The sequence below is a fragment of the Plesiocystis pacifica SIR-1 genome (assembly GCF_000170895.1).
Taxonomy (GTDB): Bacteria; Myxococcota_A; Polyangia; order Nannocystales; family Nannocystaceae; genus Plesiocystis; species Plesiocystis pacifica.
This window is the reverse complement of record NZ_ABCS01000011.1, coordinates 1-25,646: the sequence shown is the minus strand read 5'-3', so window position 1 is coordinate 25,646 and position 25,646 is coordinate 1. Positions and strand designations below refer to the sequence as shown.

The window sequence follows — 25,646 nt, the reverse complement described above, 5'->3', positions numbered from 1 at the left end:
GTCATCGCTCAGTTCTCCGTCGGCACCACGGCCACGACCCCGTTGGCGTTGCCGACCACGATGTCGTCGACGCCGTCTCCGTCAAAGTCCTCGAGCAGCAGGGTCTGGGGCCCAGCCGCCACGTCGATGTTGATCTGGTCGGGGAACTCGCCCCCGCGGTTGAGGAACACCGGGAGCTTGTCCTCGCCCGCGTCCGCGACCACGATGTCGATCGCGCCGTCGTTGTTGATGTCCGTGGCCAGGCCCGAGACCGGGGACTCGCCCGCGGCCAAGGAGGCGCCGAGGGTCAGCCCGCCCGCGCCGTCGCCATACAGCACGACGACCGAGGGCGTGGTCAGGTACATCAGGTTGCCGGGGCCGCCGGTGGTCCGCGAGGGCGCGAACACGGCGACGTCGAGGTTGCCGTCGCCGTCGAAGTCTGCGGTCTCCACGGCCGAGGGGGTCAGCTGCTCGTCGAGGGCGACGCGGCCCAGGGGCGTGAAGGAGCCCGAGCCGTCGTTGAGGTTGACGCCGACCGTGGCATCGGCGGCGCTGGCGATGATGAGATCGAGGTCGCCGTCGCCGTCCATGTCCGCCGGGGGGGCCAGGCGCGGCCCAGGGTCGGTCACGATGAGCTGCTCGGCCGCGAACCCGACCCCTGGCTCGGCGAAGTTGACGGACATCAAGCCCGCGACCCGCCCGCCCGCGATCAGGTCGTCGAGGCCGTCGCCGTTGAGGTCGGCGGCGTGCAGGGTCTCGGCGATCAAGCTGACGTCGATGTCGAAGGACGAGCCCTCGAAGGGGAAGTTGTGCAGCACCGCGATGAAGGAGATGTCCGGCACGTCCCCGGGCGGGATGACGGCCAGGGCCACGTCCCGGGTGTCCTCGCCGTCGAAGCTGCCCTGGGCGATCTGCGGCACGGTCCCCGGCTCATCCACGCCCAGCGGCGCCATGGTCTCGAGGCCCCCGTTGCCCTCCTCGTCGAGCTCGAGCAGGAACAGGCCCCAGCACGGGTTATCGGGGTCGTTGGGACAATCGCCGTTGGCGACGGCGCCGATCCGCGGCGGGAAGTCGTCCGAGGGCTGGAAGCTCTCCAGGTCCGAGACCTCGCCGAACACGCTCTCCTCGGAGGAGTCGCCAAGACACAGCTCCCCGGGCTGGACGACGTTGTCCCCGCACTGGCCGCAGACCGAGTCCCGGCAGCGCTGGTCCGTCCCGCACTGGCTGTCGTCGAGGCAGATCGCGCCGAGGGTGCCCTCGCCCACGAAGCAGCCCCAGGACAGCCCGGCGACTCCGGCGAGTAGAATGGGGATGGGCCAACGCGAGCGCCGCACGGCCGCATGGTACCGGAGTCCGCGGCCCTGCGCCCCGCTTTGCCCGCGCGGTCGAGCGCGCGCCCCCGCTCCAGGTCTAGGTCTAGGTCAGCGCCGAGCGCATGGCCCCGAAGGGCCCAGGCAGATCGACGGGCAGGGCCGTGAGCGCCAGCGACACCCCGGCGACCTTGAGCTTGTCCACGCGTCGCAGCGCCGCCCGGTGGGTGAACACGTTGTAGTTGTGGGCTCGGACCTCGCCGAGCAGCTCGTAGTAGGTCCGCCCCATGACCTCGGCGGGCAGCAGGGCCCGGCGGTTCTCCACGTGGGGTAGCTCGGCCCAGGCGCGCTGGTATTCGGCCTCTGCAATATCCGCAAACTCCTCCGCCATCGTCAAAAAGCGCGCGTCGTAGCGGCACTCGAGCATGTCGCGCTCGTTGAGGCGGTGGCGGGCGAGGAGGTCCCGGGGCACGTAGACCCGAGCCCGGGACGCGTCTTCGCCGATGTCCCGGAGGATGTTGGTGTACTGCAGGGCCAGGCCCAGGTGCCGGGCGTAGCGCTGGGCGGCGGGGCTCTGGTCACCGAACAAGCCGATGCACAAGATCCCGACGCAGGACGCCACCCGGTAGCAGTAGAGCTCGAGGGACTCGAGGTCGGCGTAGGTCGAGGTGTCGAGGTCCATGGCGCAGCCCGCCACGATCTCCTCGAAGGCGAAGCGCGGCAGGTTGAAGGTCGCCACGGTCTGCTGCAGGCCCACGCCGAGCTTGGAGGTCGGGCGCTGCTCTGGGTCGTAGATGCGCGCGAGCTCGGCCATCCACTCGTCGAGCTCCCGCTCGGCCTGGGCCCGGCCGGCCTCGCCCGGGGGGCGCTCGTCGACGATGTCGTCGACGACCCGGCAGAACTTGTAGACGTACTCGAGCCCCTTGCGCTGGTTCGCGGCCAAAAACAAGAACGCGAACTTGAAGTTGGAGCTCGACCGCTTGGATCGCTTGCGGACCAGCTTGACGCTGGCCGAGCGCAGCTGCTCGAAGCGCTGCGCCATGGTCTTGGACAGGCTGTGGGCCATGGCCGCCTCCCTTTCCCTGGTTCCCCGGTTCAGACCTCGCCGCGGAAGAAGCGGCGACCAAAGGAGACGAGCGAGCGACCGGCCAGGCTGACCACGTCGCGGCGATCGAGGGTGGGGCGGTAGGACAGGACCTCGAAGTTCTGGGCCTCGACCAGATCCAGGACCTTCATGCCGCCGCGCCAGGTCGCCTCGAGCTCCAGGCTCAGGCCCGGCGAGACCTTGCGGATCAGCGGCTGCCCGCGCAGGAACATGGTCCGCACCCGCTCGATCTCGAAGCGCATCAGCTCCTTGAACTCCGTGGTGTGCCGCCCAGCCTGGAGCTGGTCCCAGGTCACCCCGAAGTGGATGAGGTCCTCTTGCGGCAGGTAGCAGCGGCCCCGGGGGATGTCGACGCTCAGGTCCTGGAGGAAGTTGGCGAGCTGCAGGGCCGTGCAGATCTCGTTGGAGAAGCGGTGCAGCTCGGTCTGCCGGTGGCCGTGGACGAACAGCACCAGCTGGCCCACGGGGTTCGCCGAGTGCTTGCAGTAGTGGCGCAGCTCGGAGAAGGAGGCGTAGCGGTGCTTGGTCAGGTCCATGCGGAAGGCCGTGAGCAGGGCCTTGAGCGGACCGATGGGGATGTTGTGGCGGCGGACCGTGTCGCGCAGGGCGAGGAAGATGGGGTGGTCGACGTCGCGGTGGTACGCGGCCTCGAGGTACTGCTCCCACCCGTCCAGGCACTCGCGCCGGCGGCCCTGGAAGCGCGGCTCGTCGGAGAAGTCGTCGGCCGTGCGCGCGAACGCGTAGATGGCCCACACGTGGGGGCGCAGCGGCGCGGGCACGAAGCGCGAGGCCACCGGGAAGTTCTCGTAGTGGCTCGTCGCCAGGCGCTCGCAGTAGCGGTAGGCGGCCTCTTTGGTCCACGGCCCCGGCGGGGCGCCGTCGGGCGGATCGGGCAGGCGGTCGAACTCGTCCTGACCGTCGTCCATGGGGGGGACGGCGAACAGTCGGGTCGTGAGGGGCGGACTTCCAGTGGCCATTGGGACAGGTCTCGACGCGGCGGTGGGCGCAGGGCGACAACGCTAGGGTAGGCCAGCGATCAGCGCTTGGGTGCGCGGTGTTCGTCTAACAGAGCTTTGGCCCGCTCAGGCTTGATCTCTCCCACATCGATGAGGCGCTGTGCGATGGATTCCACCTCCGCGCCCCGTGCGCCAGCGGCGACGGCCACGGCGCGTGCGTGCAAGGACATGTGCCCGCGCTGGATCCCCTCGGTCGCGAGCGCGCGCAGGGCCGCGAGGTTCGAGGCCAGCCCGGCGGCGCCCATGATCAGGCCGAGCTCGGTGCCCGAGGGGTGGCCGAGGAGCTCGATGGCCAGGCGCGCCGTCGGGTGACTCCGGGTCGCCCCGCCGACGACACCGACCGCCGTCGGCAGGCTCAGCTCGCCGCGCAGGCTGACGATGGCCCCGCTCGCGTCGGCCTCGGTGCGCCAGATGGCGAGGGGGCCGTAGCGCCCGTCCTTGACGGCGTAGGCGTGGGCCGAGGCCTCCATCGCCCGCCAGTCGTTGCCCGTGGCCAGCACGACCGCGTCGACGCCGTTCATGATGCCCTTGTTGTGGGTCGTGGCCCGGTAGGGGTCGAGCTCGGCGAAGCGCGAGGCCTCCTCGATGCGCGAGGCCACGGTCGGCCCGTCGAGCTTCCCGGTGGCGAGGGCCTCGACGGGCACGTGGGCGCTGATGTGCGAAGCCCGGCGATCGGCGAGGTTGGAGAGGATGCGCAGCACCGGCCGCCAGCCCGAGAGCGCGGCCAGGCGCGGCGAGACCACCTCGGCCACGGTGTTGATGAGGTTGGCCCCCATGGCGTCGCGGCAGTCGACGAGCACGTGGACCACCAGGGTGTCCTCGTCGAGACGGCGAACCTCGACGTCCCGGCTGCCGCCGCCGCGGGCGACCAGGCGCGGGTGGGCCTCGTCTCCCATGGCCAGGAGCTCCGCCTTCGCGCCCTCGATGGCCGCGATGACCTCGGCCTGGGACTTGCCCTGGTCGCAGGCCGCGTCGCGCACGAGCTGGATCTGGGCGATCATCCACGGCGGGTCGGAGAAGCCCGCGAAGCCGCCGCCCGAGCGGATCATCTTGGCGGCGTTGGACGCCGCCGCGACCACGGAGGCCTCCTCGACGCACATCGGGATCAGGTAGTCCCGGCCGTTGATGCAAAAGTTGGTCGCGACCCCCAGGGGCAGGGTCAGGGCGCCGATGACGTTCTCGATCATGTGGTCGGCCCGCTCGGAGCCGAGGGCCGTCGCCTCGGCCGCCGAGAAGCGGGCGTGATCGAGGCCCGAGGCCACGGAGATGGCCACCCGGCGCTCGGCGATGGAGCGCTTGAACAGCCCGCGGATGCGCGAGTTGACCGGCGGCCGGGCCTCGGAGCGCAGGCCCGGCGCGCGGATCGAGAGCTTGCGGATGAAGGCGATCTGGTGCTCGTAGTAGAGCTCCACGCCGAGGTGATCGAGGGCCGCCGCGTCCTTGGCAAACACGGCGACCAGATCGCCGCCGCCGGCCCCGGACGGCTTCGCGGCCAGGCCCGCCCACTCGGCGGTCTCGATGATGGTCTGGATCCGCGGCGGCAAGATGGTGATGTCACCGAGGACCTCGAGCTTGCGCAGGCCGGCGTTGTGCTGCTTGCAGGCCGCGGCGATCTCGGCGAAGACCGCGTCCTTGCCCCCGGCAAAGCCGGGCGCGATGGCGGCCTGGAAGCGCTCGCTGGCCCCCGCGATGGCGTCGATGGCCGCGGCGTGGGTGCTGGGGTCCCGGGCGGCGCCGGCCTCGACGGCGGCCACGAAGGAGCCCGTGCTGGCCGGGGCGCCCGCGTCGAAGAAGCCGACCGCGAGCCACTCGGGCAGCTCGACGGGCTCGACCCCGCCGGGCCTGGAAAAGCGCACGGTCCCGCCAAAGCAGGCCGTCGACACGTCGGCGCCGCTGCCCCGCCCGTGCTGGGCGATGGCGTGGGCGTCCCGGGCCAGCGTCTCGGCGGCGGCGCGCAGGCTCGGGAGCTCGGGGTCGAGGCCGACGGCGGCGAAGTACCAGCCGACCACGGCCGCGGTCACGGCCGCGCTCGAGCCCAGGCCGAGCTTGCGGTTGCCGGCGGTGAAGCCCACGGTCGTGACCACGGGCAGGACCTCGGGGCCGGGCAGGTTGATGTCGTAGCCCTTGTCGAGCAGCCACTTGCGGACGACCTCGACGGCCGCGGCGACGAAGGGGCTGTCGGGCATGGGCCGCTCGCCGTGTTGCTTGCGGGCCGCGTGGGCGTGGGCGCGGACATCGACGGCGGTGACGATGGCGGAGTGGCCGTAGAGCACGGCGTACTCCCCGATCAGGAAGGCCTTGCCCGGGGCGGACACGGTCCCGGTGTAGGTCTGGCTGGCGTGCCACGGCCAGACCCCCGAGCGCGCGCCAGAGTCGTCGCGGTTGAGCGGGACGGGCGCGCCGGGCTCGGGCACGTCCGTGGGCTTGAAGAAGTCGTCGTCGGCGTGGCTCATCGCAGGGGCGTCACGGGAGGAGAGAAGTCAGAGGAGCTCGAGGCTGGCCGCGGGCCCGGGCGCGACGGCCTGGACCTCGTGGACCCCGGGGACGGCGGCGAGACCAGCGGCGAGGTCCTCGGCCTCGGCGGCGCGGACCAGGACCTTGACGTGGGGGCCCGCGTCCGAGGTCACGAAGCCCTTGGGGCCTCCGTCGGCGCGCACGCTCTGGACCTCGCGGATGACCTCGAGGGTGGTGCCGTTCCAGTAGATGAGCGGCGGCACGGTGGCCAGCATGCACGCGTGCATCTTGAAGCAAGAGTGCTCCATGACCGCGCCGAGGGCGTCGAAGTCCTGGGCGTTCAGGGCCGCCTCGGCGGCGTCGAGGTCGGCCGGGGAGCTCTCGACCCACGGGCCGTAGTAGGGCGAGGTCAGCCGCGAGGACTCCATGCCGCCGGTGGAGCCGACCTTCTTGGCGCCGCGGGCGGTGTGGACCACGAGCAGGCGCAGGTCCGCGGCCAGGGCCGCGGGGACCTCGAGGGGCCGGGCGATGCAGTCGCTGCCGTCCTCGGCCGCGCCCGCGTCGAGGCGCACGAAGGCGCCCCACAGCGAGCGGGCGGCGCTGCCCGAGCCCTGCCGCGACCACCCCGACAGCCGCGTGCGCGCGGCTCCATCGAGGCTGTCGTAGAGGCCGTAGGCGCCCGCGGCCGCGACCGTGAGCGCGGCGAAGCCCGAGGCCGAGCTGGCCAGCCCGGCCGCCGTGGGCAGGTGGTTGATGGAGGTGACGACGCAGGCCGGGCGCGCGCCCTCGAGGCCCGCGAGGGCGTGCAGGCGATCGAGGTGGGCGAAGACCTTGGCCGCCGGCTTGCCCTCGACGAGGGCGCCGTCGAGCTCGAAGCGGTCGCTGCCGCCCGCGGGGGCCGGGGCCACGGTCGTGTCCGTGCGCAGCTCGCCGAGGGTCATGGACAGCGAGCCCACGGCCGGGAGGTTGAGCGCCGGGTCGACCCCCGCGCGCTTGCCCCAGTACTTGACCAGGGCGATGTTCGAGTGAGCGACGGCTCGGGCAGCGCGGAGCTTGGGCATGGAGAGGCCTCGAGGAGGAGGGCGGCGGGGAGTGGGGCTAGGCCTCGACCTCGACGGCGAAGGCCCGCGTGCGGGGAGAGGCGGCCAGCTCGGGGAAGCCTTCGGCCATGGCGGAGATGACGGACGCCGCGGCGCCGGGATTGTCGCACAGCGCGAAGAGGCAGCCGCCTCCACCCGCGCCGGTCAACTTGGCCCCCAGCGCGCCTTCGCCCACGGCGTGGGCAGCCAGGGCGTCGAGGGGCGGACGCGAGACTCCGAGGGCGCCGAGCAGCTCGTGCGCGACGGCGATGAGCTCGGCGAGGGCGGCCGTGTCTCCGGCTTCGAGGGCCGCCCGGCCGCGCACGACCAGGGCCCCCAGCGCCTCGAGCACGGGCTCGATGACCTGGGGGAAGCGGTCCCGCCGGGCTCGCACGCCAGCGACCAGGACGCCGGTCTGACGCGGAATGCCGCTGGGCACGACCACCAGGTGCAGGGGGCTGCGCAGGCGCACGGCCTCGACGCCCTCGCCCCGGGCGAAGGCGATGACCCCGCCCCGAGCCGCGACCTCGCTGTCGATGCCGGAGGGGTCGCCGTGGAACACCCGCTCGCCGGCCATGGACGCGGCGACGACGGTCTCGACGGTGCGCGCGTCGGCCTCGGGCAGGGCCAGGCGGGCCAGCGCCACGGACAGCGCCGCCGACGAGCCCAGCCCCGCGCGCGCCGGGATCTTGGCCTCGCCCTCGATGCGCCAGCCGGTCACCGGACCGTCGCAGTAGGCCAGGACCTCGAGGCAGGCCCGGGCCACGGGGTGCTCGCTGTCGGCGGTCAGGCGCAGGTCCAGGTCCCAGGCCGGGATGCTCAGCTCCATGGCCCCCCCGCGCCCGTCGAGGGGACGCGCGCGCAAGATCAGCCCGCGGCTCAGCCCGGCCGCCAGCGCCGGGTGGCCGTAGACCACGGAGTGCTCACCCAGCAAGATGATCTTGCCGCATGCCTCGGCCTCGGATCGCAGCTCGAGCGTCATCGCCTCGTTAGTCCTGCTTGGGCTGCCAGCGGCTCAGGTCCGGGCCGAGGATGCGCTCGGCGCCCTGCAGCTCGGCGACGGTGCGCGAGCCGGTGATCAGCATGATGGCGCGGACCGTGGCCACGACGCGGGTCAGGAAGCGGCGCGCCCCGTCGATGCCGCCCTCGTGGCGGTAGGCCTTGAGGACCGCGCCCGCGAGGCCGCCGGCCGTCGCGCCCAGGGCCACGGACCGGGCGACGTCCGAGCCCCGCCGCAGGCCGCCGGTGGCGATCACCTTGGCGCCGAGGCCCTCGAGCTGGAGCAGCGAGGCCGCCGTCGGGATGCCCCAGTCCCACAGCTCTTCGGCCAGGGCCTTTTGGTCGTCCGCGGCGCGGTGGGCCTCCACGGCCACCCAGCTGGTCCCGCCCGAGCCCGACACGTCGAAGTGGGTCACGCCCGTGTCGAGGATCTTCTTGGCCACCGTCCGCGAGATGCCGCAGCCCGTCTCCTTGGCGATCACCGGGATGCCGAGCTCGGCGACGAGGCGCCGGAACACGTCGAGGCCCCCGCTGAAGTCGCGGTCGCCCCCGGGCTGGACGATCTCCATGGCCGGGTTGAGGTGGATGCACAGGGCGTCGGCGCCCACGTCGGCGCACAGCTGGCGAATCTGGTCGGTGGTCATCACCCGGGCCTGGACCAGGCCGAGGTTGCCGAACAGCAGGACCTTGGGGGCGCGCTCGCGGACCTGGAAGGTCCAGGCGGTGTGCGGGCGCTCGAACATCGCCCGCTGGCTGCCCAGGCCGATGGCCAGGCCGAGCTCCTCGGCGACCTGGGCCAGGTCCTGGTTGATCTTCGCGGCCTCGTCGGTGCCCCCCGTCATCGCCGAGATGACCACCGGCGCCTGGAGGGTCTTGCCGAGCAGCTCGACCCGCGAGTCGACCTCGTCGGCGTGCATCTCGGGCAGGGCGTCGTGGACCAGCTCGACCTGCTCGAGCAGGGTGGACTTCTCGCGGAAGCCGACGTTGTCGCCAGCGCACAGCGCCAGGTGGTCCTTCTTGCGTTGCGAGATGTCGAGCCGGTCCGCCATGGCCGGCATGTGCCACCTTTCGCGGGCCGCGACAATCCCCCGGCGAGCCAGCCGGCTCACGACAGGGCGCGCCTGGGTCCACCCGCGTTCGGGCCGAGACGCCCGTTGGCGACGGGCAGCGTCCGCCTCGGGCGCCAGCGCGCGATCGGGGGCCTGGTGACTTCGGGCCCGCGCCCTCGTGCACTACGCCACACCCCGAGCGACGCCGACGGGGGGCGTGCAACGGCGCACACGCTGTCGGGAGGGTGCCAGGCGCGGTGGGCCAGACGGGGGAGGAGAGCGCCCGCGCCCTCGTGGTAGCCTGAGCGTCCGCTCCTCGAACGATGGCCGACGACCCACCTCCTGCTGTACCCCCTGCCGATCCCCACGACGTCGACTCCATCGACGGCATCGTCAACGCGCTCTACGACTCGGTGTCCTTCGCCGAGGGCGAGCGGCCGACCTGGGAGCGCTTTCGCAGCCTGTTTCAGCCGAGCGCGGTGATGGTCCGGGTCAACCCGCGGGTGACCCGCGAGGTCGCCGCGCGCTCGGGCAGCTGGGGACGCCCGGCGACCTCGGAGACCGGCGCGGACGAGGGCGGCGCGTCCCCGCACTCCGACGACCAGCCCGAGGCCCTGCGGGTCAGCTCCATCGACGACTACATCGCCCGGACCACGGCGGCTATCGAGGGCGGGGCGCTGCGCGGCTTCACCGAGCGCGAGCTGACCCGGCGCACCGAGGTGTTCGCCGACGTCGCCCAGGTGTTCAGCACCTACGAGCGCAGCGCCGAGGCCGAAGGCGTGCGCCGAGGGGTCAACTCCATGGCCATGGTCAAGGACGGCGAGCGCTGGTGGATCGTCTCGCTGTCGTGGACCGACGAGACCGACGACGGGCCGCTGCCCTCCCGCTACCAGCCGCGCTCATGACCGCGAGGGTCCGCGGACGCTACGCGCCGAGCCCCACGGGGCGCCTGCACCTCGGCAACGCCCGCACGGCGCTGCTGAGCTGGCTGCAGATCCGCGCCCAAGGCGGGGCCTACGTCATGCGCGTCGAGGATCTCGACCCCCAGCGCAGCAAGGCCGCCCTCGAGGGCCGGCAGCTCGAGGATCTGCGCTGGCTGGGCCTCGACTGGGACGAGGGCCCGGACGTGGGCGGGCCGCACGGGCCCTACCGCCAGTCCGAGCGCTTCGAGCTCTACCGCGCCGCCCTCGAGGGCCTCGACACCTACCCCTGCACCTGCACCCGCAAGGAGCTGCGCGAGGCCGCCTCGGCGCCCCACGGCATGGGCGGGGCGGTCTACCCGGGGACCTGCCGCGACGGATCCTGCCACCCCGAGCGACCGGCCTCGACGCGCTGGCGCCTGCCCGAGGACGCCGCGGTCGCGTTCGAGGACCGCATCCTCGGCCCCTGCAGCCAGGACGTCTCCGCGGAGGTCGGGGACTTCGTGCTGCTGCGGGCAGACCACTCGGCCACGGGCGGGGCGCCAGCGGCCTGGGCCTACCAGCTCGCCGTGGTCGTCGACGACGGGGCCATGGGCATCACCGAGGTCCTCCGCGGCGCCGATCTGTGGGCCAGCACGCCCCGCCAGATCCTGCTCCAGCGCGCCCTGGGCCTGCCCACGCCCCGCTACGCCCACGCGCCCCTGGTCGTCGGCCCCGACGGCAACAAGCTCAACAAGCGCCACGGCGCCCCCGATCTCAGCGCCCTGCGGGAGGGCGGGGAGGATCCCCGCCGGGTCGTCGCGGCCCTGGCCCGGTCTGCCGGCCTGGTCGGGCCGGGGGTCGAGCGCGTGTCCGCCCAGGAGCTGATTCCGGACTTCGATCTCGCCCAGGTCCCCCGGGAGCCAGGCGTGCTCGTGCTGTGACGGCCAAATCGAGGGAGCCTTGGGGCTTGACCGCAGGCTGCATCCTCGCCTAATCGCGACCCATGGCTTCGTCCAAGGGTGCCGTACTCGGAGCGCTGATCGGCAACTCGGTGCTCACGGTGATCAAGTTCACCGCCTTTTGGCTGACCGGCTCGGGGGCGATGTTCTCCGAGGCGATCCACTCGGCCGCCGACGCCGCCAACCAGGGCCTGCTGTTCGTCGGCATCCGCTCGAGCGAGCGCCCCGCCGACAACGCCTTCCACTACGGCTACGGCTACGACCGCTACCTGTTCTCGCTGCTCTCGGCCGTCGGCATCTTCGTGTTCGGCAGCGGCCTGACCGTCTACCACGGCGTGCACTCGGCCCTGCACCCCGAGCCCGTCGAGTCCAGCTGGATCAGCTACGCCGTGCTCGGCATCTCCCTGCTCGTCGACGGCGTGGTCCTGGCGGGGGCGGTCCGGGCGATCTGGGCCAAGAAGGGCAGCCAGAGCCTGTTCGCCTACCTGCGCACGACCAGCGATCCGACCGTCGCCGCGGTCTTGCTCGAGGACGCCGTCGCAACCCTCGGCGTGCTCGTGGCCGCCGGGGCCATCGCCCTGACCGAGGTCACCGGCAACAGCCTCTTCGACGCCATCGGGGCCATCGCCATCGGCGGCATGCTCGGCCTGGTCGCCATCTGGCTGGGCGTCAAGAACCGCGAGCTGCTCCTGGGCCCGGCCATCCCCAAGCGGATCTGGGAGGGCGTGATGGCCTACCTCGAGCAGCACCCGGCCGTGGGCAAGGTCCGCAAGCCCAAGAGCCGCGTGGTCGGGGCGGGGCAGTTCCGCTTCGCCGCCGAGATCGAGTTTGACGGCCGCTACCTCGGCGAGAAGCTCGTGGGCGTGGTCGACGAGCACGTCGCCAACGACGCCCTGGCCGAGGTCGCCGGACGCAAGGCCTTCGCCGGAGAGTTTGGCGAACGCCTCGTCACGCTGGTGGGTGACGAGGTCGACGAGATCGAGCGCGAGCTGCGAAAGCGCTACCCAGAGCTCGTGCACGTCGACATCGAGGCGGACTAGAACAGAGGGCAGGGGCAGGGGGCCGCCGCCCTCAGAACCTCGAACAACCGTTCAAGTCGGTCTGGCTTGCGCCTGGACGCGCGGCAGCGATACACAAGGTCACCGCGCCCGCTCGCGGCCCCTCGCCCATGACCTCGCGCCGCCCCCGCTCTCGCTCCCTCGTCCTCGCTCTTCCCCTCGCGCTGCTGGCCAGCTGCGACTCCGGGACCACGACCTGCCCCGAGCCCCAGCCCGTCGCCGAGACCCCCGTGTCCCAAGCCCCCAAGCCCGCCTACGACTACCCGGCGGCCCGCGTGTCCGCGCAGGTCGACGAGCTCCACGGCGTCGCCGTGCCCGATCCCTACCGGTGGATGGAGTCCATCGACTCCGAGGAGACCCGGGCCTGGGTCGAGGCCGAGAACGCCGTGACCTTCGGCTACCTCGAGACCATCGAGAGCCGCGGGGCCATCGCCAAGCACCTCGAGGAGCTGTGGAACTACGAGCGCTACGGGACCCCGTGGGTCAAGGGCGGGCGCTACTTCTTCACCCGCAACGACGGCCTGCAAAACCAGTCGGTCTACTACTACGCCGACAGCCTCGACGGGGAGCCCAAGGTCGTCCTCGACCCCAACGCCCTCAACGCCGAGGGCACCACCGCCGTGTCCGGCTTCGCGGTCAGCGACGACGGCGAGCACGTCATCTACGGCCTGTCCGACGCGGGCTCGGACTGGAAGCGCTGGAAGGTGCGCGAGGTCGAGACCGGCGAGGACCTGCCCGACCTCATCGAGTGGAGCAAGTTCACCGGGGTGTCGTGGAGCCCCGACAACGAGGGCTTCTTCTACGGCGCCTACGACCCGCCCAAGGCCGGCGACGAGTACGAGCAGGTCAACAAGAGCCCCAAGCTCTACTACCACCGCCTGGGCCAAAAGCAGCGCCAGGACGCGCTGATCTACGCCGACGCCAGCCAGCCCGACTGGCAGTTCGACGGCGGGGTCAGCGAGGACGGCAAGTACCTGCTCATCGACGTGTCCGCCGGAACCGACGTGCGGACGATGTTCTACTACGCCAAGCTGCCCAAGAAGCTGACGGGCAAAAAGCCCATCGCCGAGTCCGCGGTCGTCAAGCTCATCCCCGAGCTCGACGCGACCTACGCCTTCATCGCCAACGTCGGCAGCAAGTTCTATTTTTTCACCAACAAGGACGCGCCCAAGGGCAAGGTCATCGAGATCGACGTCGACGCCTTCGAGAAGGCCCGGGCCAAGGACCCCAAGGCCCGCTTCACCGCCAGGGACGTCATCCCCGAGACCGAGCACACCCTCGCCTCGGCCAACTACACCGGCGGCAAGCTGTTCGCCAAGTACATGGTCGACGCCAAGCACGAGGTCCGCGTCCACGGCCTCGACGGCAAGCTCGAGTCGACCCTGACCCTGCCCGAGTCCATCGCCACGGTCTACGGCTTCGGCGGCAAGGGGGACCCCAAGAAGACCAAGGAGACCTTCTACGGGCTCATGGGCTTCACTCGGCCCTACACCATCTACCGCTACGACATCGCCACCGGCAAGAGCGAGCTGTGGCGCGAGCCCAAGCTGGCCTTCGACCCCAGCCGCTACGAGACCAAGCAGGTGTTCTACACCAGCAAGGACGGCACCAGGGTGCCCATGTTCCTGGTCCACAAAAAGGGCCTCCAGCCGTCCGGGAGCACGCCCACCTACCTCTACGCCTACGGCGGCTTCAACATCTCCTTGACCCCGCGCTTTAGCGTGCCGGACCTGGTCTGGCTCGAGATGGGGGGCCTCTACGCCCAGCCCAACCTGCGCGGCGGGGGCGAGTACGGCGAGGAGTGGCACGTCGCGGGCACCAAGCTCGACAAGCAAAACGTGTTCGACGACTTCATCGCCGCGGCCGAGTACCTCGTGGACGAGGGCTGGACCAGCGCGCCCCACCTGGCCATCGGCGGGCGCAGCAACGGCGGCCTGCTCGTGGGCGCGACCATGACCCAGCGCCCGGACCTGTTCGGCGCGGCCCTGGCCGGCGTCGGCGTCATGGACATGCTGCGCTTCCACGAGTTCACCATCGGCTGGGCCTGGGTCAGCGACTACGGCAGCGCCGACGACCCCGAGGAATTCGCGGCCCTGCACGCCTACTCGCCCTACCACAACATCAAAGCGGGCACGGAGTACCCGGCCACGCTGGTCTACACCGCCGACCACGACGACCGCGTCGTGCCCTCGCACAGCTACAAGTTCGCCGCCCAGCTGCAGGCCAACCACGTGGGCGAAAAGCCCGTCATGATCCGCATCGACACCGACGCGGGCCACGGCGCGGGCAAGCCCACGGCCAAGCAGATCGAGGAGTGGGCGGACCTGTGGGGCTTCCTCCAGGCCCAGCTCGACTTCCAGCTGCCGGAAGGCTTCTGAGCAGCCCCATGGGCGTCGAGCAGATGCAGCGACGGGCCGCGGCGGTGCCCAAGGCTCTCACCGGTCTGAGCGTCGCCGCCGTCTTCGTCGTGCCCTTGGTGTGGGTCATCGGCGAGGACAACATCTTCGACTGGACCCTGGCCTGGATCACCTCCATGGCGGGGGAGGGCGCCGACCTTCGTCACCTCCTGGCCTACCTGCTGTGCGTGATGATCCTGCTCGTGCCCACGGGCGTGGCCATCCAGCTCGTCGGCCACTGGCGCCTCAGCCGGTCCGAGTAGAGCTGTTCGCCTCGACCCGGGCAGCCTCGCGCTCGGTGGCGAGGCGCTGGCGAGGGTCCTCGGAGCTCACGGAGCGACCCCTAGCGCGGCTCGACGTTGGCCTGGCGCCGCGGCTCGGCCTGGGGGTTGCGCTCGTCGAGCAAGATCACCGGCACGGCCTTGTGCCGCCCGGGGCTCCAGTACAGCAGCTCCGCCTCGTGGCCGTGGATGCGCAGGTGGGTGAACTGCACGCGCTCGCGGGGCAAGAGCACGTCGTGGGTGAACACCGCGAGCCAGGTCCCGGTGTTGTAGTACCAGGCCGGACCGCCGCTGGGTCGACGCATGCGCCACAGGACCTCGTCGTGGGTGTGGCCAAAGCAGACGATGGGCACGTCGATGCGCTCGATGATGCGCTGGGCGGCCCGGCGCAGGGGGCTCGAGGCCTCGCGGGGCGAGCGGAACAGGCCCCAGCCAATGCCGAAGATCGCCGCCATCAAGAACGCGAAGTCGAGCATCAGGAACAGCATCGCCTTGAACATGAAGCCGCCCTTGATCTCGGCGATGGCGTGGAAGCCCGCGAACCACAGCCCAAAGGCCAACCCGGCCAGGGCGACGACGCCGAGCAGCACCGAGAGCACCTGGCGGGTCAGGGTCGACACGGCCTCGACCGCGCTCGCGCCCCGCTCCTTGAAGGAGTCGATGGCCTTCAGGTCATCGCCGAGCCCCGAGGACTCGGCGAGCTCGGCCAGGGCCTGCTCGTGGGCCTCGCGGTGAGCGTTGCGGGCGTACTTTTGGTTCCGGGCGATGCGGCGGATGACCTGCGGCCAAAAGCGGGCGTGGCTCAGCACCACCCGGGTGATCAGGTGCGGCGTGTTGCTGACCAGCCACTTGGCGTAGCGGGTGTGCGCCCGGGTGCTGGGCACGATGAAGGTGATCGCGCCGAAGCCGTTGAACAGGTAGCGCTGGAAAAAATTACCCAGCGGCATGTCGTACTCGGCCTCGTGGACCTTGCGGGGGGCGTCGGCCAGGTCGCCGCGCAGGTAGTAGTGGAAGGCGTTCTCGGGGTCGTACTGGCAGCCGTGCTCGATCCAGCAGCGGCCGGGCTCGTGCCAAAACCACGGCGGGAAGCGCAGCCGCGCCCGGGCGGCCTCGACCTCGCGGTCGCCCTCTTGCGAGGCGACGCGCTCGGCCACGCGGCGCAGGATGCCCCGCTCGATCTGCCGGCGCACCGGGGCCCACTGGATCTCGACGTCGTGGTTGCCAGGCAAGATGATCAGCTCGTGGCCCGCGGCCAGGATCATCGCCAGGCCGTCGACGAACACCGGGTGGCCGTCGAGGATCTCGGTGATGTCCCGGGCCGCCCGATCGGGGGTCATGACCGGGCCAAAGCGGCGCTCGACGATGGTCGCCTCGGGCGTGCGCGGGGGACGATCGATGCGCAGCAGGTCGAAGGCGTCGCCGTTGAGGATCACCCGCAGGTTGACGTTGCGCTTGGTCGCGTCGTCGAGCAGCCACGCGCAGAAGCTGTGGAAGTCCTCGTCGTAGAAGAAAGCCTCCAGCTCGTGGTAGCGCCCGGTCTCGGCGTTCTTGCCCCGGCCGAGGTGCAGATCGCTGACGACGACGATGTCGTGCACGCCCAGAGCATAGCCCGAACTAGGACGAACAGGCTGCTTCGAGCCAGGCGCGGTAGGGCGCGTTCACGGCCTCGACGGGCAGGCACAGGATCTTGGGGACCTCGTAGGGGTGGGCGGCCGCGAGGGCCTCCATGGCCGCTGGCGCCTTGTCTGCGGGTGTCTCCATGACCATCAGGACCTCGGCGTCGTCCTGGATCGCGCCCTCCCACCAGTACAGCGAGCGCGCCTTGGGGAGCAAGTTGGCGCAGCCGATCAGCCGGGCCTCGAGCAGGGTCCGGGCCAGGGCAGGGGCCTCGGCCTCCGGGGCGGTGCACAGCAGTACGCGGAGCGCGGCGTCGGGCATGGCGGGGAGCCTACCAGCTCGCGCGACTCAGGCGACTCGCGCTACTCGGGCGGCTCGGGGGTCGCGCAGCAGCGAAAGCCGAGGCCCACGTGCACCTCGCTGCGGGCCCACTCGAGCCCCCCGCCCATGTCGCAGCGCAGGCCGGGGCCCCCGTAGTTGAAGCCCCCGCCGCGGACCCGGCAAGCGTCGGCGGCCGAGCCCGACCCCGCGCACGCGTCCTCCCACTCGAGCACGTTTCCGCTCAGGTCGAACACGCCCGCGTAGGCCGCATCCGGAGACTGACAGCCGGACAGGCTGCCCACGTCGACCCAGGCCCACATGTCCTCGTCGGCGCCCCGGCAAGCCGCGGGATCGTGGTCGTTGCCGTAGGTGTAGTCGTAGCTCCCGCCCGAAGAGCAGGCCGCGTGCCACTCGCTCACCAGCGGATCGTCGTAGGCCTCCCAGTCGTAGGCGCCGCCGCCGATCGCCCCGCACAGCCGCTTGCCCGCGTCCTCGCAGTAGGCCGCCGCGTCGCACCAGTCCACGCACACCACGGGCTTGTCCGGGTTCGACCCGGGCGGCCAGCCGCAGGTGGGCTCGAAGCTCTGGTTCCAGTCGCACGCCGAGGCGCGGCCGTCCGTCCCGGGCCCCGCCTCGAGCCAGGCCTGGTACTGGGCTCGGGTCACCTCCGTGGAGTCGATGCACCCCTCGGGGATGCGGACCATGGCGGGGCCGTCTCCCGCCGGACACAGGCCCCCCTCGGGGGGGAGCGTGGCCTCGTCCCCCGAGCCTGCCGCGCCGTCTTGCCCGCACGCCGCGAGCACCAGGCTCACCACCAGGACCTTCAGTTTGCGCGTCATCGGCCTCACCACAGGTGCGGAGGGGAGTTGGTGAAGGGGGCGTCATCCGACATCGGGAGCGCGACCGGGGCCCCGTTGAGCAGGTTGCCCGACGCCACGCCCTGGACCTCGCGGAACTTGTAGGACTCGCCCTCGGCCTTGTTGACCGCGTTGTCGCTCAGCCTCAGGCAGGACAGCCGGCTGCCGAGGATCATCCAGCCGTCGATCTGGTTGGCGCGGATCACCGCGTTGCCGTGGTTCCGCGCCAGGTGAATCCCGCCGCCCTCAAACACGTTGTCTTCGATGTAGTTGGGCACGGGGTTGGCCCGCGGCTCGTCGTCGTTGGTGTAGCCGATCACCCCCCACAGCCCGTTGACCGTGGGCGAGTGCATGATCACGACGTTGTCGCGGATCGTCTGATCCGTCCGCTTCCAAAACACGATCGGGCCGTCGACCTGATCCGTCACGTCGCCTTGGTCGAGGGTGTTGCCCTGGAACCAGACGTTGGTCCCGTCGGTGTTGACGAAGTCCCCGGCCTGGTTGTCGTGGAAGCTGTTGTCGCGGATCATGATGTCCTTCGACGTGAACGAGAGGCTCTCGATGTCCACGCCGAACTGCGGCGCGGTTCCGTGGATGTGGTGGATCTCGTTGCCCTCGATCAGCACCCGGATACCGCCGACGATGGAGACCCCCTGGCGCCGGTTCTCGTGGAGCTCGCTGTTGCGGATCGTGATGTCCTCGCAGCTGCCCGCTTCCGATTGACCGACGATGAGCACGCCGTCCCCGGTGAGCTTGGTGAGCTCGATGTCTTCGATGAGCACCCGCTTGCTCGCCCCCTCGACGCAGACGCCGTGCCCCTCGTCGTCGGCGCCGCCGTAGCTGTGCTCGTCCCGATCCCCGACGATGCGTCCGCCCGCGATGCGGACGTCCTCGAGGCCACGGACCGCGACCACGCAGTAGTTCCAGGTGTCGTTCGGCGCCATCTCGAGGGTCGCCCCCGGGTCGAGGATCAGATCCATGCTGCCGGGCAGCTCGATGCCCGCGGTGTAGATGTCGGAGGTCTTCTCGCCCACGCGGTAGGTGCCCGCCGGGATGCGGACCCCCTCGAAGCCGTTGTCGAGGGCCCAGGCCAGGGCCTCGTTCATGCGGGTCCGCGTCTCCACGGGGTCGCCCCCCGCGTTCGAGATTCCCCAGGTGTCGAGCTCGAGCTCGTAGAGCTGCTCGTGCGGGCTCGGGAGCGCGACCTCGGGCTCGGTTCCTCGCGGATCCGGCTCGCACTCCTGCGACCCCCCAAACTCGTCCCCTTGGCCGTCGGCCTCGTCCGTGCCCCCTTCGTCTCGCGCACCCGCGCACGCCGACCCGATCAAGGCGCACAGCAACAGGCACCCGCTGCCCCCAGGACCCCGTCGTGAACCCAGTACTGCAGTCACGCCGAACAATATGCCCTCGTTCACGAAAGTGCACAGTTCGAAAAACTGGCATCACATTCACCACGACTCGTCGGGAATCAGACGAGCCTCGGTGGGGTCGCGAGCAAGCCGCGACGACCAGGGCCACGCCAAAGACCCGCGTCCATACGCCGCGCAGGGGAGAGGCGGAGTCAGACAATGGCCCCGCCCTCGGTGAAGATCATCAAGGTCACGGGCCCGTCGTTGATCAGGTCCACGGCCATGTTCGCGCCGAAGCGGCCCGTGGCCACCGGGATGCCCCGAGCGCGCAGCTCCTCGGCCACGGCCAGGTACAGCGGCTCGGCCCGCGCGGGGTCCTCGGCCCGGTCGAAGCTCGGCCGCCGACCCTTGCGGACGTTGCCCGCGAGGGTGAACTGGCTGATCACCAGGACGCCCCCGCCGACCTCCATGACGTTGAGGTCCATGGGCTTGCGATCTGGAAAGATGCGCAGCCCGGCAATCTTGCGGGCGGTGATGTGGGCGTCGGCCTCCGTGTCGCCGCGCTCGACCCCAACCAGAGCGACGATGCCCTTGTCAATGCTGCCGACCACTTCGCCGTCGACTTGGACGGCCGCCCTCGTGACCCGCTGGAGCACGGTCTTCATGGTCGAAATGGTACGCGCTGGTCATTGGGACAGGCCACTGGCCTTGGCTCTACGGGTGAATCGAGCTCATCCCGAGGGGCGTGCGACAGGTCAGAGAATTGTTTGGGAGGCCCAATCTCGCAGCTTGCACGGCCCCCACCCGTGTGCGTACCGTAATCGAGCATGGGCGAACACAAGGTCAAGGAAGCGGGCGACGACGCGGCGCTCAGGTCTTTCATGCGGGCGATCCTCGCCGATCTGCATGCGCTCGAAGAGATGATCGAGAGCGGGATGATCGAAAAGGGCATCCGCCGCATCGGCGCGGAGCAGGAGATGTTCCTCGTCGATGACACGCTCTCGGCGGCCTGCGTCGGCCCCCAGGTGCTCGAGACCGCCAAGGACGACCGGCTGACCACCGAGCTCGCCCAGTTCAACCTCGAGGCCAACCTCTCGCCGTTGACCTTCGACGGCGACTGCCTCAGCAAGATGCATACGGAGCTCGACGAGGTCGTCGACGTGGCCCGCGTGGCCGCGGCGCGGCACGGCGCCAAGATCGTGCTGTGCGGCATCCTCCCGACCCTGCGCAAGCCCGATCTGGGCCTCGACAGCATGACCCCCATGCCCCGCTACTACGCCCTCAACAGGGCGATGCAGCGCATGCGCGGCGGGCAGGACTTCCACGTGCTCATCAAGGGCAAGGACGAGCTCGAGCTGCACCACGACAACGTGATGCTCGAGGCCGCGAACACCAGCTTCCAGGTCCACTTCCAGGTCTCGGCCGAGAACTTCGCCTCGCTCTACAACCTCGCCCAGATCGTGACCGCGCCGATCCTGGCGACCTCGGTCAACTCGCCCGTGCTCATGGGCAAGCGGCTGTGGCAAGAGACCCGCGTCGCGCTCTTCCACCACTCCGTCGACACCCGCAACGAGGCCCACAAGGCCCGCAACGCCCGGCCGCGCGTGGGCTTTGGCGAGCGCTGGGTCGACGACGGCGTCGTCGAGATCTTCCGCGAAGACATCGCGCGCTTTCGCGTGGTTTTGTCCACGGCCCTCGACGGCGACCCCATGGAGGCCCTGCGCCAGGGCAAGGCCCCGGAGCTCAAGGCCCTGCGCCTGCACAACGGCACGGTCTACCGGTGGAACCGGGCCTGCTACGGCGTCGCCGACAACATCCCGCACCTGCGCATCGAGAACCGCGTGCTCCCGGCCGGGCCGAGCACCGCGGACGAGGTCGGCAGCGCCGCGTTCTACTTTGGGCTCATGGCCTCGGTCAGCGACCAGGTCGGCGACGTCCGCGAGGCCATGGACTTCGACGACTGCAAGCACAACTTCTTCTCGGCCGCGCGCTACGGCCTCGACGCCCGGGTGACCTGGTTCGATCGCAAGGAGCACAGCGTCCGCGATCTGATCCTCGCCGAGCTCCTGCCCATGGCCCGCGAGGGGCTCGAGCGATCGAACATCGCCTCGGCGGACATCGACCGCTACCTCGGCGTGGTCGAAGAGCGCACTAGGCGCGACCAAACCGGCGCGAGCTGGGCCATGCGCTCGATCTCGACCATGCCGCCCAACGCGCCCCGTGACACGCGGTCCCGCGCGCTGGTCAACGCCATGCTCGAGCAGCAGCAGGCCAAGTCGCCGGTCTCCGCGTGGGATCTGGCCGCCTACGAGAAGGTCAGCGACGTCCGCGAGAACTACCTCCAAGTCGGCCAATTCATGACCACGGACCTGCTCACGGTCCACCCCGAGGATCTGGTCGATCTCGCGGCGAGCCTCATGGACTGGGAGCGGATCCGCCACGTCCCCGTCGAGGACGAGGGCAAGCTGGTCGGCTTGATCTCTCACCGGGCCGTGTTACGTCTGGTAGCTCGCGGCCACCTGAGTCGGGCAGATTCGGAGAAGGTGGCTGTGCGAGACATCATGCGCGCCGACCCGATCACGATCAAGCCGGAGACCTCGACCCTCGAGTGTCTCCAGATCATGCGGGACAAGAACATCGCGGCGCTGCCGGTGGTCGAGGGCGACCGCCTGGTGGGTATCGTGACCGAGCACGACCTCATCGCGGTGTCGAGCAAGCTGCTCGAGAACTACCTGCGGGGAGGGTGAGTGCTGGACTCGAGCTCTCCGAGCCAAGCAGACAGGGTCGCCGTGCCTTCGGGCATGGCGGTCGATCGTTGGTTGGGGGTCGTCGAGGGCGGGCTGCCCGGACCCACCATGGTCGTCGTCGGGGGCATCCACGGCAACGAGCCCTCGGGCGTGCTCGCCCTCCAGCGCGTGCTCGCCGAGCTCGACAGCCGCCCGGGTCTGCGCGAACGCCTGCGCGGCCGCTTCATCGCCCTGGGCGGAAACCTCGGGGCCCTGCGCCAGGACGTCCGCTTCCTCGACCGCGACCTCAACCGCAGCTGGTACCCCGATCACCTCGAGGCCCTGCTCGCCCAGGCTGACGACGAGGGCAGCCCCGAGGACATCGAGCAGCGCGAGCTGCTGCGGATCTTCAACCAGCTCGACGAGGCCTACGACCACCCCCTGGTGGTCATGGACCTGCACAGCTTCTCGGCCGAGGGCCCGCCCTTTTCGGTCATCGCCGACACCCTGCGCAACCGCCCCATCGCCCTCGAGCTCCGCGCGCCCATCATCTTTGGGCTCGAGGAGGCCGTGCAGGGCACGCTGCTGGGCTACCTGGCCGACCGGGGGCACATCGCCGTGGGCTTCGAGGCCGGCCAGCACGAGGACCCGCGGACCGTCGAGAACCACGCCGCGGCGGTGTGGATCGCCATGGTCCGCGCGGGCGTGCTCGAGCGCGCCGACGTGCCCGAGCTGCGCAGCTTCGAGGCGCGCCTGGAAGAGGCCGCCGACGGGCTGCCGGCCGCGGTCGAGCTGGTCTACCGCCACGCCATCGTGCCCGAGGACCGCTTCCGCATGGATCCGGGCTTCCACAACTTCCAGCCCGTGCGCAGGGGCCAGCGCCTGGCCGCCGACGGCGAGGGGCACATCCACTCGCCCTACGCCGCGCGCATGCTGATGCCGCTGTACCAGGGCCAGGGCGAGGACGGCTTCTTCCTGGCCCGAGACCTGAGCCCCCGGCGCATGCAGCTCGCCGCGGGTCTGCGCGAGCTCGGGGTCGATCGGCTGCTGGACTACGTCCCGGGGCTCGCCCACGACGGCGATCCCACCCAGTCCGGAGGCGACGCCGTCGAGGTCTACGGCCTCGCCCGCCAGCTCGCCGAGCGCGGGCCCATCAAGGACGCCCTGCGGCTCATGGGCTTCCGCCGAGACCTGAGCGACGGCGGGAGCATGCGCCTGACTCGGCGGCGGCAGATCGAGAGCGGCGCCCGCGGCAAGCGCCCCAACGCTCGCTTCGGCGACGGCGACTGAAGCCCCGTCGCGCCGGCCTAACCAAACCAGTAGAGGACGGCGACCGTGATCACCAGCCAGATCACGAAGTTGCCCATGAACAGCCAGTCCTTGAGCATCTCCTCCGTGGGGCTCTCCGCGTCCGGGCGGGAGGTCACCAGGTGGATGAAGCGCAGGATGCCGATGATCGGGAAGGGCAGGGTGTAGATCAGCGGCGCGTCCCCGAAGGTCGCGGCCACGTGGTCGCTCTGGGTGTAGAGCCCGTAGACCACGGCGGTCAGCAGGGCCAGGGTGTGGAGGATCCACCGCAGCGCGCCCTCGGAGTAGTGGGCGAGGACCGAGCGGGTCTTGGCGCCGGACTGGGCCAGCTCGTGGGCGCGCTTGCCGAAGCCGAGGAACATGGCCAGCAGCGCGGTCACGATGAGCAGCCAGGGCGAGGCCGGCACGGCGATGACCAGGGCCCCGGCGAGCACCCGGAGCACGAAGCCCGTGGCGATGGACACCACGTCCAGGTAGGGGATCTTCTTGGTGTAGAAGCAGTAGAGGATGTTCAGGGTGAAGTAGCCACCCAGGGCGGCGGCGTACCACGGCGCCAGGAAGAAGGCGGCGACCAGGGCCAGCGGGACCGCGCCGATGGTGAAGTTGCGCGCGACCTTCGGCGGCAGCGTCCCCGAGGGGATGGGGCGGTGCTTCTTCTTGGGGTGCGCCCGGTCCTTCTCGACGTCGACGATGTCGTTGATGACGTAGACGCAGCCCGAGACCAGGCAAAATAGGCCGAAGGCCGCGAAGGCGCGCCACAGGGCGTCGAGATCGAAGAGCAGCTGACCGAAGATCAGCGGGAAAAGGACGGCCCCGTTCTTGATCCACTGCTTGGGCCGCAAGGTCTTGAGCAAGCCAAGGAACACGGTCGGCGGAGGCTAGCAGCCGGCGTGGGCGAAGGCGACGCCTTCCGAGTCTGGGCGGGGCATTTCGCCAGTCACGGGCGATCCGCGGCCTTCTCCATCACCCCTTTTGCTCTCGTTGGTGGGCCCAAAGTGGGGGATCTCCCGAGCCGCCCGGGCGCCCGGGCGGATCCCTGGCACTCGCCGCCCTACACAGCTGGGCTGGGATCCTCCATCATGGCTCGCCGCGTCGACGGCGAACCCCGGTAGAAAGAATGGCGGGGTTCGAGCGTTTGCGCGGCGCCCACCCGAGACGAACCGCGCCCGTGAGCCCCTTCGCAGATCCCGCACGCCCTCGACTCCCCCGCAGCGCCGCCGGCCTCCTCAGCCTGGCCTGCCTCTCCCTGCTCGGCGCCCAGCCCCCGACGACGGGGGACTCGGGACCTCCCTCCGCCACGACTACGGACCTCGCCGCGCCGCTGTGGACCCCAGGGGTGCTCGACGCCGAGGCGGGCCATCCCGGCCGCTGGCGACGCGAGCTCGAGCGGCGCCAGGCGATCCTCGACGAGGCCAAGGGCAAGGACCACCGCGCAGCCCTCGCGCTCTTGGGCCTGGTCCCGGCCCTGGGCGGGGAGCTGCCCCGGGACGAGCTCGTCGCCTTCGTCGAGGGCGTCCGCGACGACCGCAAGCGCCACCCGCTGGTCCGGGCCGTGGCGGCCGACGGGCGCGCCCAGCTCCACGAGGACGCGGGCGAGCTCGAGCAGGCCTGGAAAGCCTACGCCGACAACGGTCGGATCCTCTCGTGGCAGGTCGCGGGGCCCTTCGACAACGGCAACCGCGGGGGCCACGGCCAGGCCTACGGGCCCGAGCGCGAGGCCTACGAAGTGGGCCAGAGCTTCGCCGACGGCAAGCGCGTGGGCGAGCCCGTGGCCTGGCAGGCCTACGAGGCCGAGAACACCCTCGCCGGGGGCTACCTGTCCTTCGACGAGTTCCTGCGCCCCAACGAGTACGTCACCGCCTACGCGACCACGTGGATCCGCGTGCCCAAGAAGACCCGCGCCGTGCTCCACATGGGCACCGGCGGGGCCCACAAGGTGTGGGTGAACGAGGCGCTGGTCGGGGAGGGGAGGGCCTACCGCCGACCCACGCCCTGGCAGGAGGCCTACGCCGTCGAGCTCGACGCGGGCTGGAACCGCGTGCTGGTCAAGGTCGGCTGCGAGCTCGGCTCCTGGGGGCTGTTCGCGCGCGTCAGCGACGCCAAGGGGGCGCCCCTCGAGGGCGCGCAGATCGTCGGTTCGCCGGCCGTGGCCAAGGGGGCCCTGCCGGTCGCCGCGGTCAACCCCAAGGGCCTCGACGTGAGCATCGAGGAGGATCCGGACGCCGACGCCGAGCGCCTGCGCAAGCAGGCCCCCGAGTCCCTGCTCGAGCTGTTCGAGGCCGCCGCCGAAAAGGAAGCCAAGCGGACCTACGCCAACAAGGAGCGCCTCGCCCTGCCCAGCGGCGACGGTCGCCAGGGGGCCGACGCTGTCGCTCTGACCGAGCTCTACCACTGGATCGCGCCCTTCGGCGCCGACGACTTCACGGCCCGGGACGCCGCCCGAGCGGCCCACGCGGCCTCGGCCTCGACGCGCAGCGCCCTGTTCCTGGCCCTCGCCGAGGACGACCCCGCCCGGGCCCGCCAGGCCCTGGAGGCGGGCGTCGCCCGGGGCCGCGAGCGGCTGGCGGGGAAGGGGCCCGGGCAGCCCGCCTCGCCCGAGCAGGCCCGGCACGAGGCCGCGCTCGTGGCCCAGATGCTCATCGAGCTGGCCTACGCCAACGCCAACCTGGGCCTGAACCGGCGCGCCGAGGCCTTGGTCGAAGAGGCCGCCCAGCTCGCCCCCGACGACGCGCTGATCGAGCTCGCGCGCCTCGACGAGCTCGGCCAGGACGGGCTCGCCCTGGCCGCACTGGCGTGGATCGAGGATCTGCGCGGCCGCTACCCCCACTCGGCGACGGTGATGCGCGAGCACGCCAACCGCCTGTTCGCCGTCGGCCGCGTG

At 71.1% G+C, this 25,646-nt stretch carries 21 protein-coding genes; 8 read left to right on the top strand and 13 right to left on the bottom strand.

What is annotated here, in order from left to right; all coding sequences use genetic code 11:
- Positions 1–8 precede the first annotated feature (8 nt).
- The 7 genes from PPSIR1_RS07640 to fni all read right to left on the bottom strand — a co-directional run bounded on the left by PPSIR1_RS07640 (position 9) and on the right by fni (position 8,991).
- Positions 9–1,313 (bottom strand): FG-GAP repeat domain-containing protein, encoded by a 1,305-nt coding sequence (locus tag PPSIR1_RS07640; RefSeq protein ID WP_157595298.1) that lies wholly within the window; start codon positions 1,311–1,313, stop codon positions 9–11.
- A gap of 82 nt (positions 1,314–1,395) precedes the next feature.
- On the bottom strand, positions 1,396–2,355 hold the full coding sequence (locus PPSIR1_RS07635) for a phytoene/squalene synthase family protein (RefSeq protein ID WP_006970441.1): 960 nt from the start codon (positions 2,353–2,355) through the stop codon (positions 1,396–1,398).
- Positions 2,356–2,384: 29 nt separating this feature from the next.
- A complete protein-coding gene (gene hpnC / locus PPSIR1_RS07630; protein WP_086001102.1) occupies positions 2,385–3,371 on the bottom strand; it encodes a squalene synthase HpnC in 987 nt (328 codons plus the stop codon).
- Positions 3,372–3,430: 59 nt separating this feature from the next.
- Positions 3,431–5,863, bottom strand: a complete 2,433-nt coding sequence (locus PPSIR1_RS45775; protein WP_006970439.1) for a hydroxymethylglutaryl-CoA reductase, degradative — start codon at positions 5,861–5,863, stop codon at positions 3,431–3,433.
- Between the two features lie 27 nt (positions 5,864–5,890).
- Positions 5,891–6,925 carry a diphosphomevalonate decarboxylase gene (gene mvaD, locus PPSIR1_RS07620; RefSeq protein WP_006970438.1) on the bottom strand — a complete coding sequence of 345 codons (1,035 nt, stop codon included), beginning with the start codon at positions 6,923–6,925 and terminating at the stop codon, positions 5,891–5,893.
- A gap of 37 nt (positions 6,926–6,962) precedes the next feature.
- Positions 6,963–7,925, bottom strand: a complete 963-nt coding sequence (gene mvk, locus PPSIR1_RS07615; RefSeq protein WP_006970437.1) for a mevalonate kinase — start codon at positions 7,923–7,925, stop codon at positions 6,963–6,965.
- 7 nt (positions 7,926–7,932) lie between these two features.
- Complete coding sequence (gene fni, locus PPSIR1_RS07610; protein ID WP_045115597.1) at positions 7,933–8,991, bottom strand: type 2 isopentenyl-diphosphate Delta-isomerase; 1,059 nt, start codon at positions 8,989–8,991, stop codon at positions 7,933–7,935.
- A 323-nt stretch (positions 8,992–9,314) separates the two neighbouring features.
- Between fni and PPSIR1_RS07605 the strand changes: the two genes are divergently transcribed.
- The 5 genes from PPSIR1_RS07605 to PPSIR1_RS07585 all read left to right on the top strand — a co-directional run bounded on the left by PPSIR1_RS07605 (position 9,315) and on the right by PPSIR1_RS07585 (position 14,569).
- Positions 9,315–9,896, top strand: a complete 582-nt coding sequence (locus PPSIR1_RS07605) for a hypothetical protein (RefSeq protein ID WP_006970435.1) — start codon at positions 9,315–9,317, stop codon at positions 9,894–9,896.
- A complete protein-coding gene (gluQRS, locus tag PPSIR1_RS07600) occupies positions 9,893–10,834 on the top strand; it encodes a tRNA glutamyl-Q(34) synthetase GluQRS (RefSeq protein WP_006970434.1) in 942 nt (313 codons plus the stop codon). The genes PPSIR1_RS07605 and gluQRS overlap by 4 nt, the downstream gene beginning before the upstream one ends.
- A gap of 62 nt (positions 10,835–10,896) precedes the next feature.
- Positions 10,897–11,892, top strand: a complete 996-nt coding sequence (locus PPSIR1_RS07595) for a cation diffusion facilitator family transporter (RefSeq protein ID WP_006970433.1) — start codon at positions 10,897–10,899, stop codon at positions 11,890–11,892.
- Between the two features lie 128 nt (positions 11,893–12,020).
- A complete protein-coding gene (locus tag PPSIR1_RS07590; RefSeq protein WP_006970432.1) occupies positions 12,021–14,288 on the top strand; it encodes a prolyl oligopeptidase family serine peptidase in 2,268 nt (755 codons plus the stop codon).
- Between the two features lie 8 nt (positions 14,289–14,296).
- Entirely contained in the window at positions 14,297–14,569 is a 273-nt protein-coding gene (locus PPSIR1_RS07585) for a hypothetical protein (RefSeq protein WP_006970431.1), read from the top strand.
- Between the two features lie 80 nt (positions 14,570–14,649).
- On the opposite strand, the gene PPSIR1_RS07580 is transcribed toward PPSIR1_RS07585, so the two are convergent.
- The 5 genes from PPSIR1_RS07580 to dtd form a co-directional block, all read right to left on the bottom strand.
- Complete coding sequence (locus PPSIR1_RS07580) at positions 14,650–16,182, bottom strand: metallophosphoesterase family protein (RefSeq protein WP_006970430.1); 1,533 nt, start codon at positions 16,180–16,182, stop codon at positions 14,650–14,652.
- Between the two features lie 19 nt (positions 16,183–16,201).
- Positions 16,202–16,525, bottom strand: a complete 324-nt coding sequence (cutA, locus tag PPSIR1_RS07575; RefSeq protein WP_006970429.1) for a divalent-cation tolerance protein CutA — start codon at positions 16,523–16,525, stop codon at positions 16,202–16,204.
- Between the two features lie 41 nt (positions 16,526–16,566).
- Positions 16,567–17,364, bottom strand: a complete 798-nt coding sequence (locus PPSIR1_RS07570; protein WP_006970428.1) for a formylglycine-generating enzyme family protein — start codon at positions 17,362–17,364, stop codon at positions 16,567–16,569.
- A gap of 5 nt (positions 17,365–17,369) precedes the next feature.
- On the bottom strand, positions 17,370–18,773 hold the full coding sequence (locus tag PPSIR1_RS07565) for a right-handed parallel beta-helix repeat-containing protein (protein ID WP_157595297.1): 1,404 nt from the start codon (positions 18,771–18,773) through the stop codon (positions 17,370–17,372).
- A 170-nt stretch (positions 18,774–18,943) separates the two neighbouring features.
- A complete protein-coding gene (gene dtd, locus PPSIR1_RS07560) occupies positions 18,944–19,396 on the bottom strand; it encodes a D-aminoacyl-tRNA deacylase (RefSeq protein ID WP_006970426.1) in 453 nt (150 codons plus the stop codon).
- 162 nt (positions 19,397–19,558) lie between these two features.
- On the opposite strand from dtd, the gene PPSIR1_RS07555 reads away from it, so the two are divergent.
- Entirely contained in the window at positions 19,559–21,478 is a 1,920-nt protein-coding gene (locus tag PPSIR1_RS07555) for a CBS domain-containing protein (RefSeq protein ID WP_006970425.1), read from the top strand.
- A 54-nt stretch (positions 21,479–21,532) separates the two neighbouring features.
- Entirely contained in the window at positions 21,533–22,747 is a 1,215-nt protein-coding gene (locus tag PPSIR1_RS07550; RefSeq protein WP_006970424.1) for a succinylglutamate desuccinylase/aspartoacylase family protein, read from the top strand.
- Between the two features lie 17 nt (positions 22,748–22,764).
- On the opposite strand, the gene PPSIR1_RS07545 is transcribed toward PPSIR1_RS07550, so the two are convergent.
- A complete protein-coding gene (locus tag PPSIR1_RS07545) occupies positions 22,765–23,631 on the bottom strand; it encodes a decaprenyl-phosphate phosphoribosyltransferase (protein WP_045115584.1) in 867 nt (288 codons plus the stop codon).
- A 302-nt stretch (positions 23,632–23,933) separates the two neighbouring features.
- Here PPSIR1_RS07545 and PPSIR1_RS07540 point away from each other — a divergent pair.
- The coding region (locus PPSIR1_RS07540) for a tetratricopeptide repeat protein (protein ID WP_157595296.1) at positions 23,934–25,646 on the top strand (1,713 nt) is incomplete at its 3' end.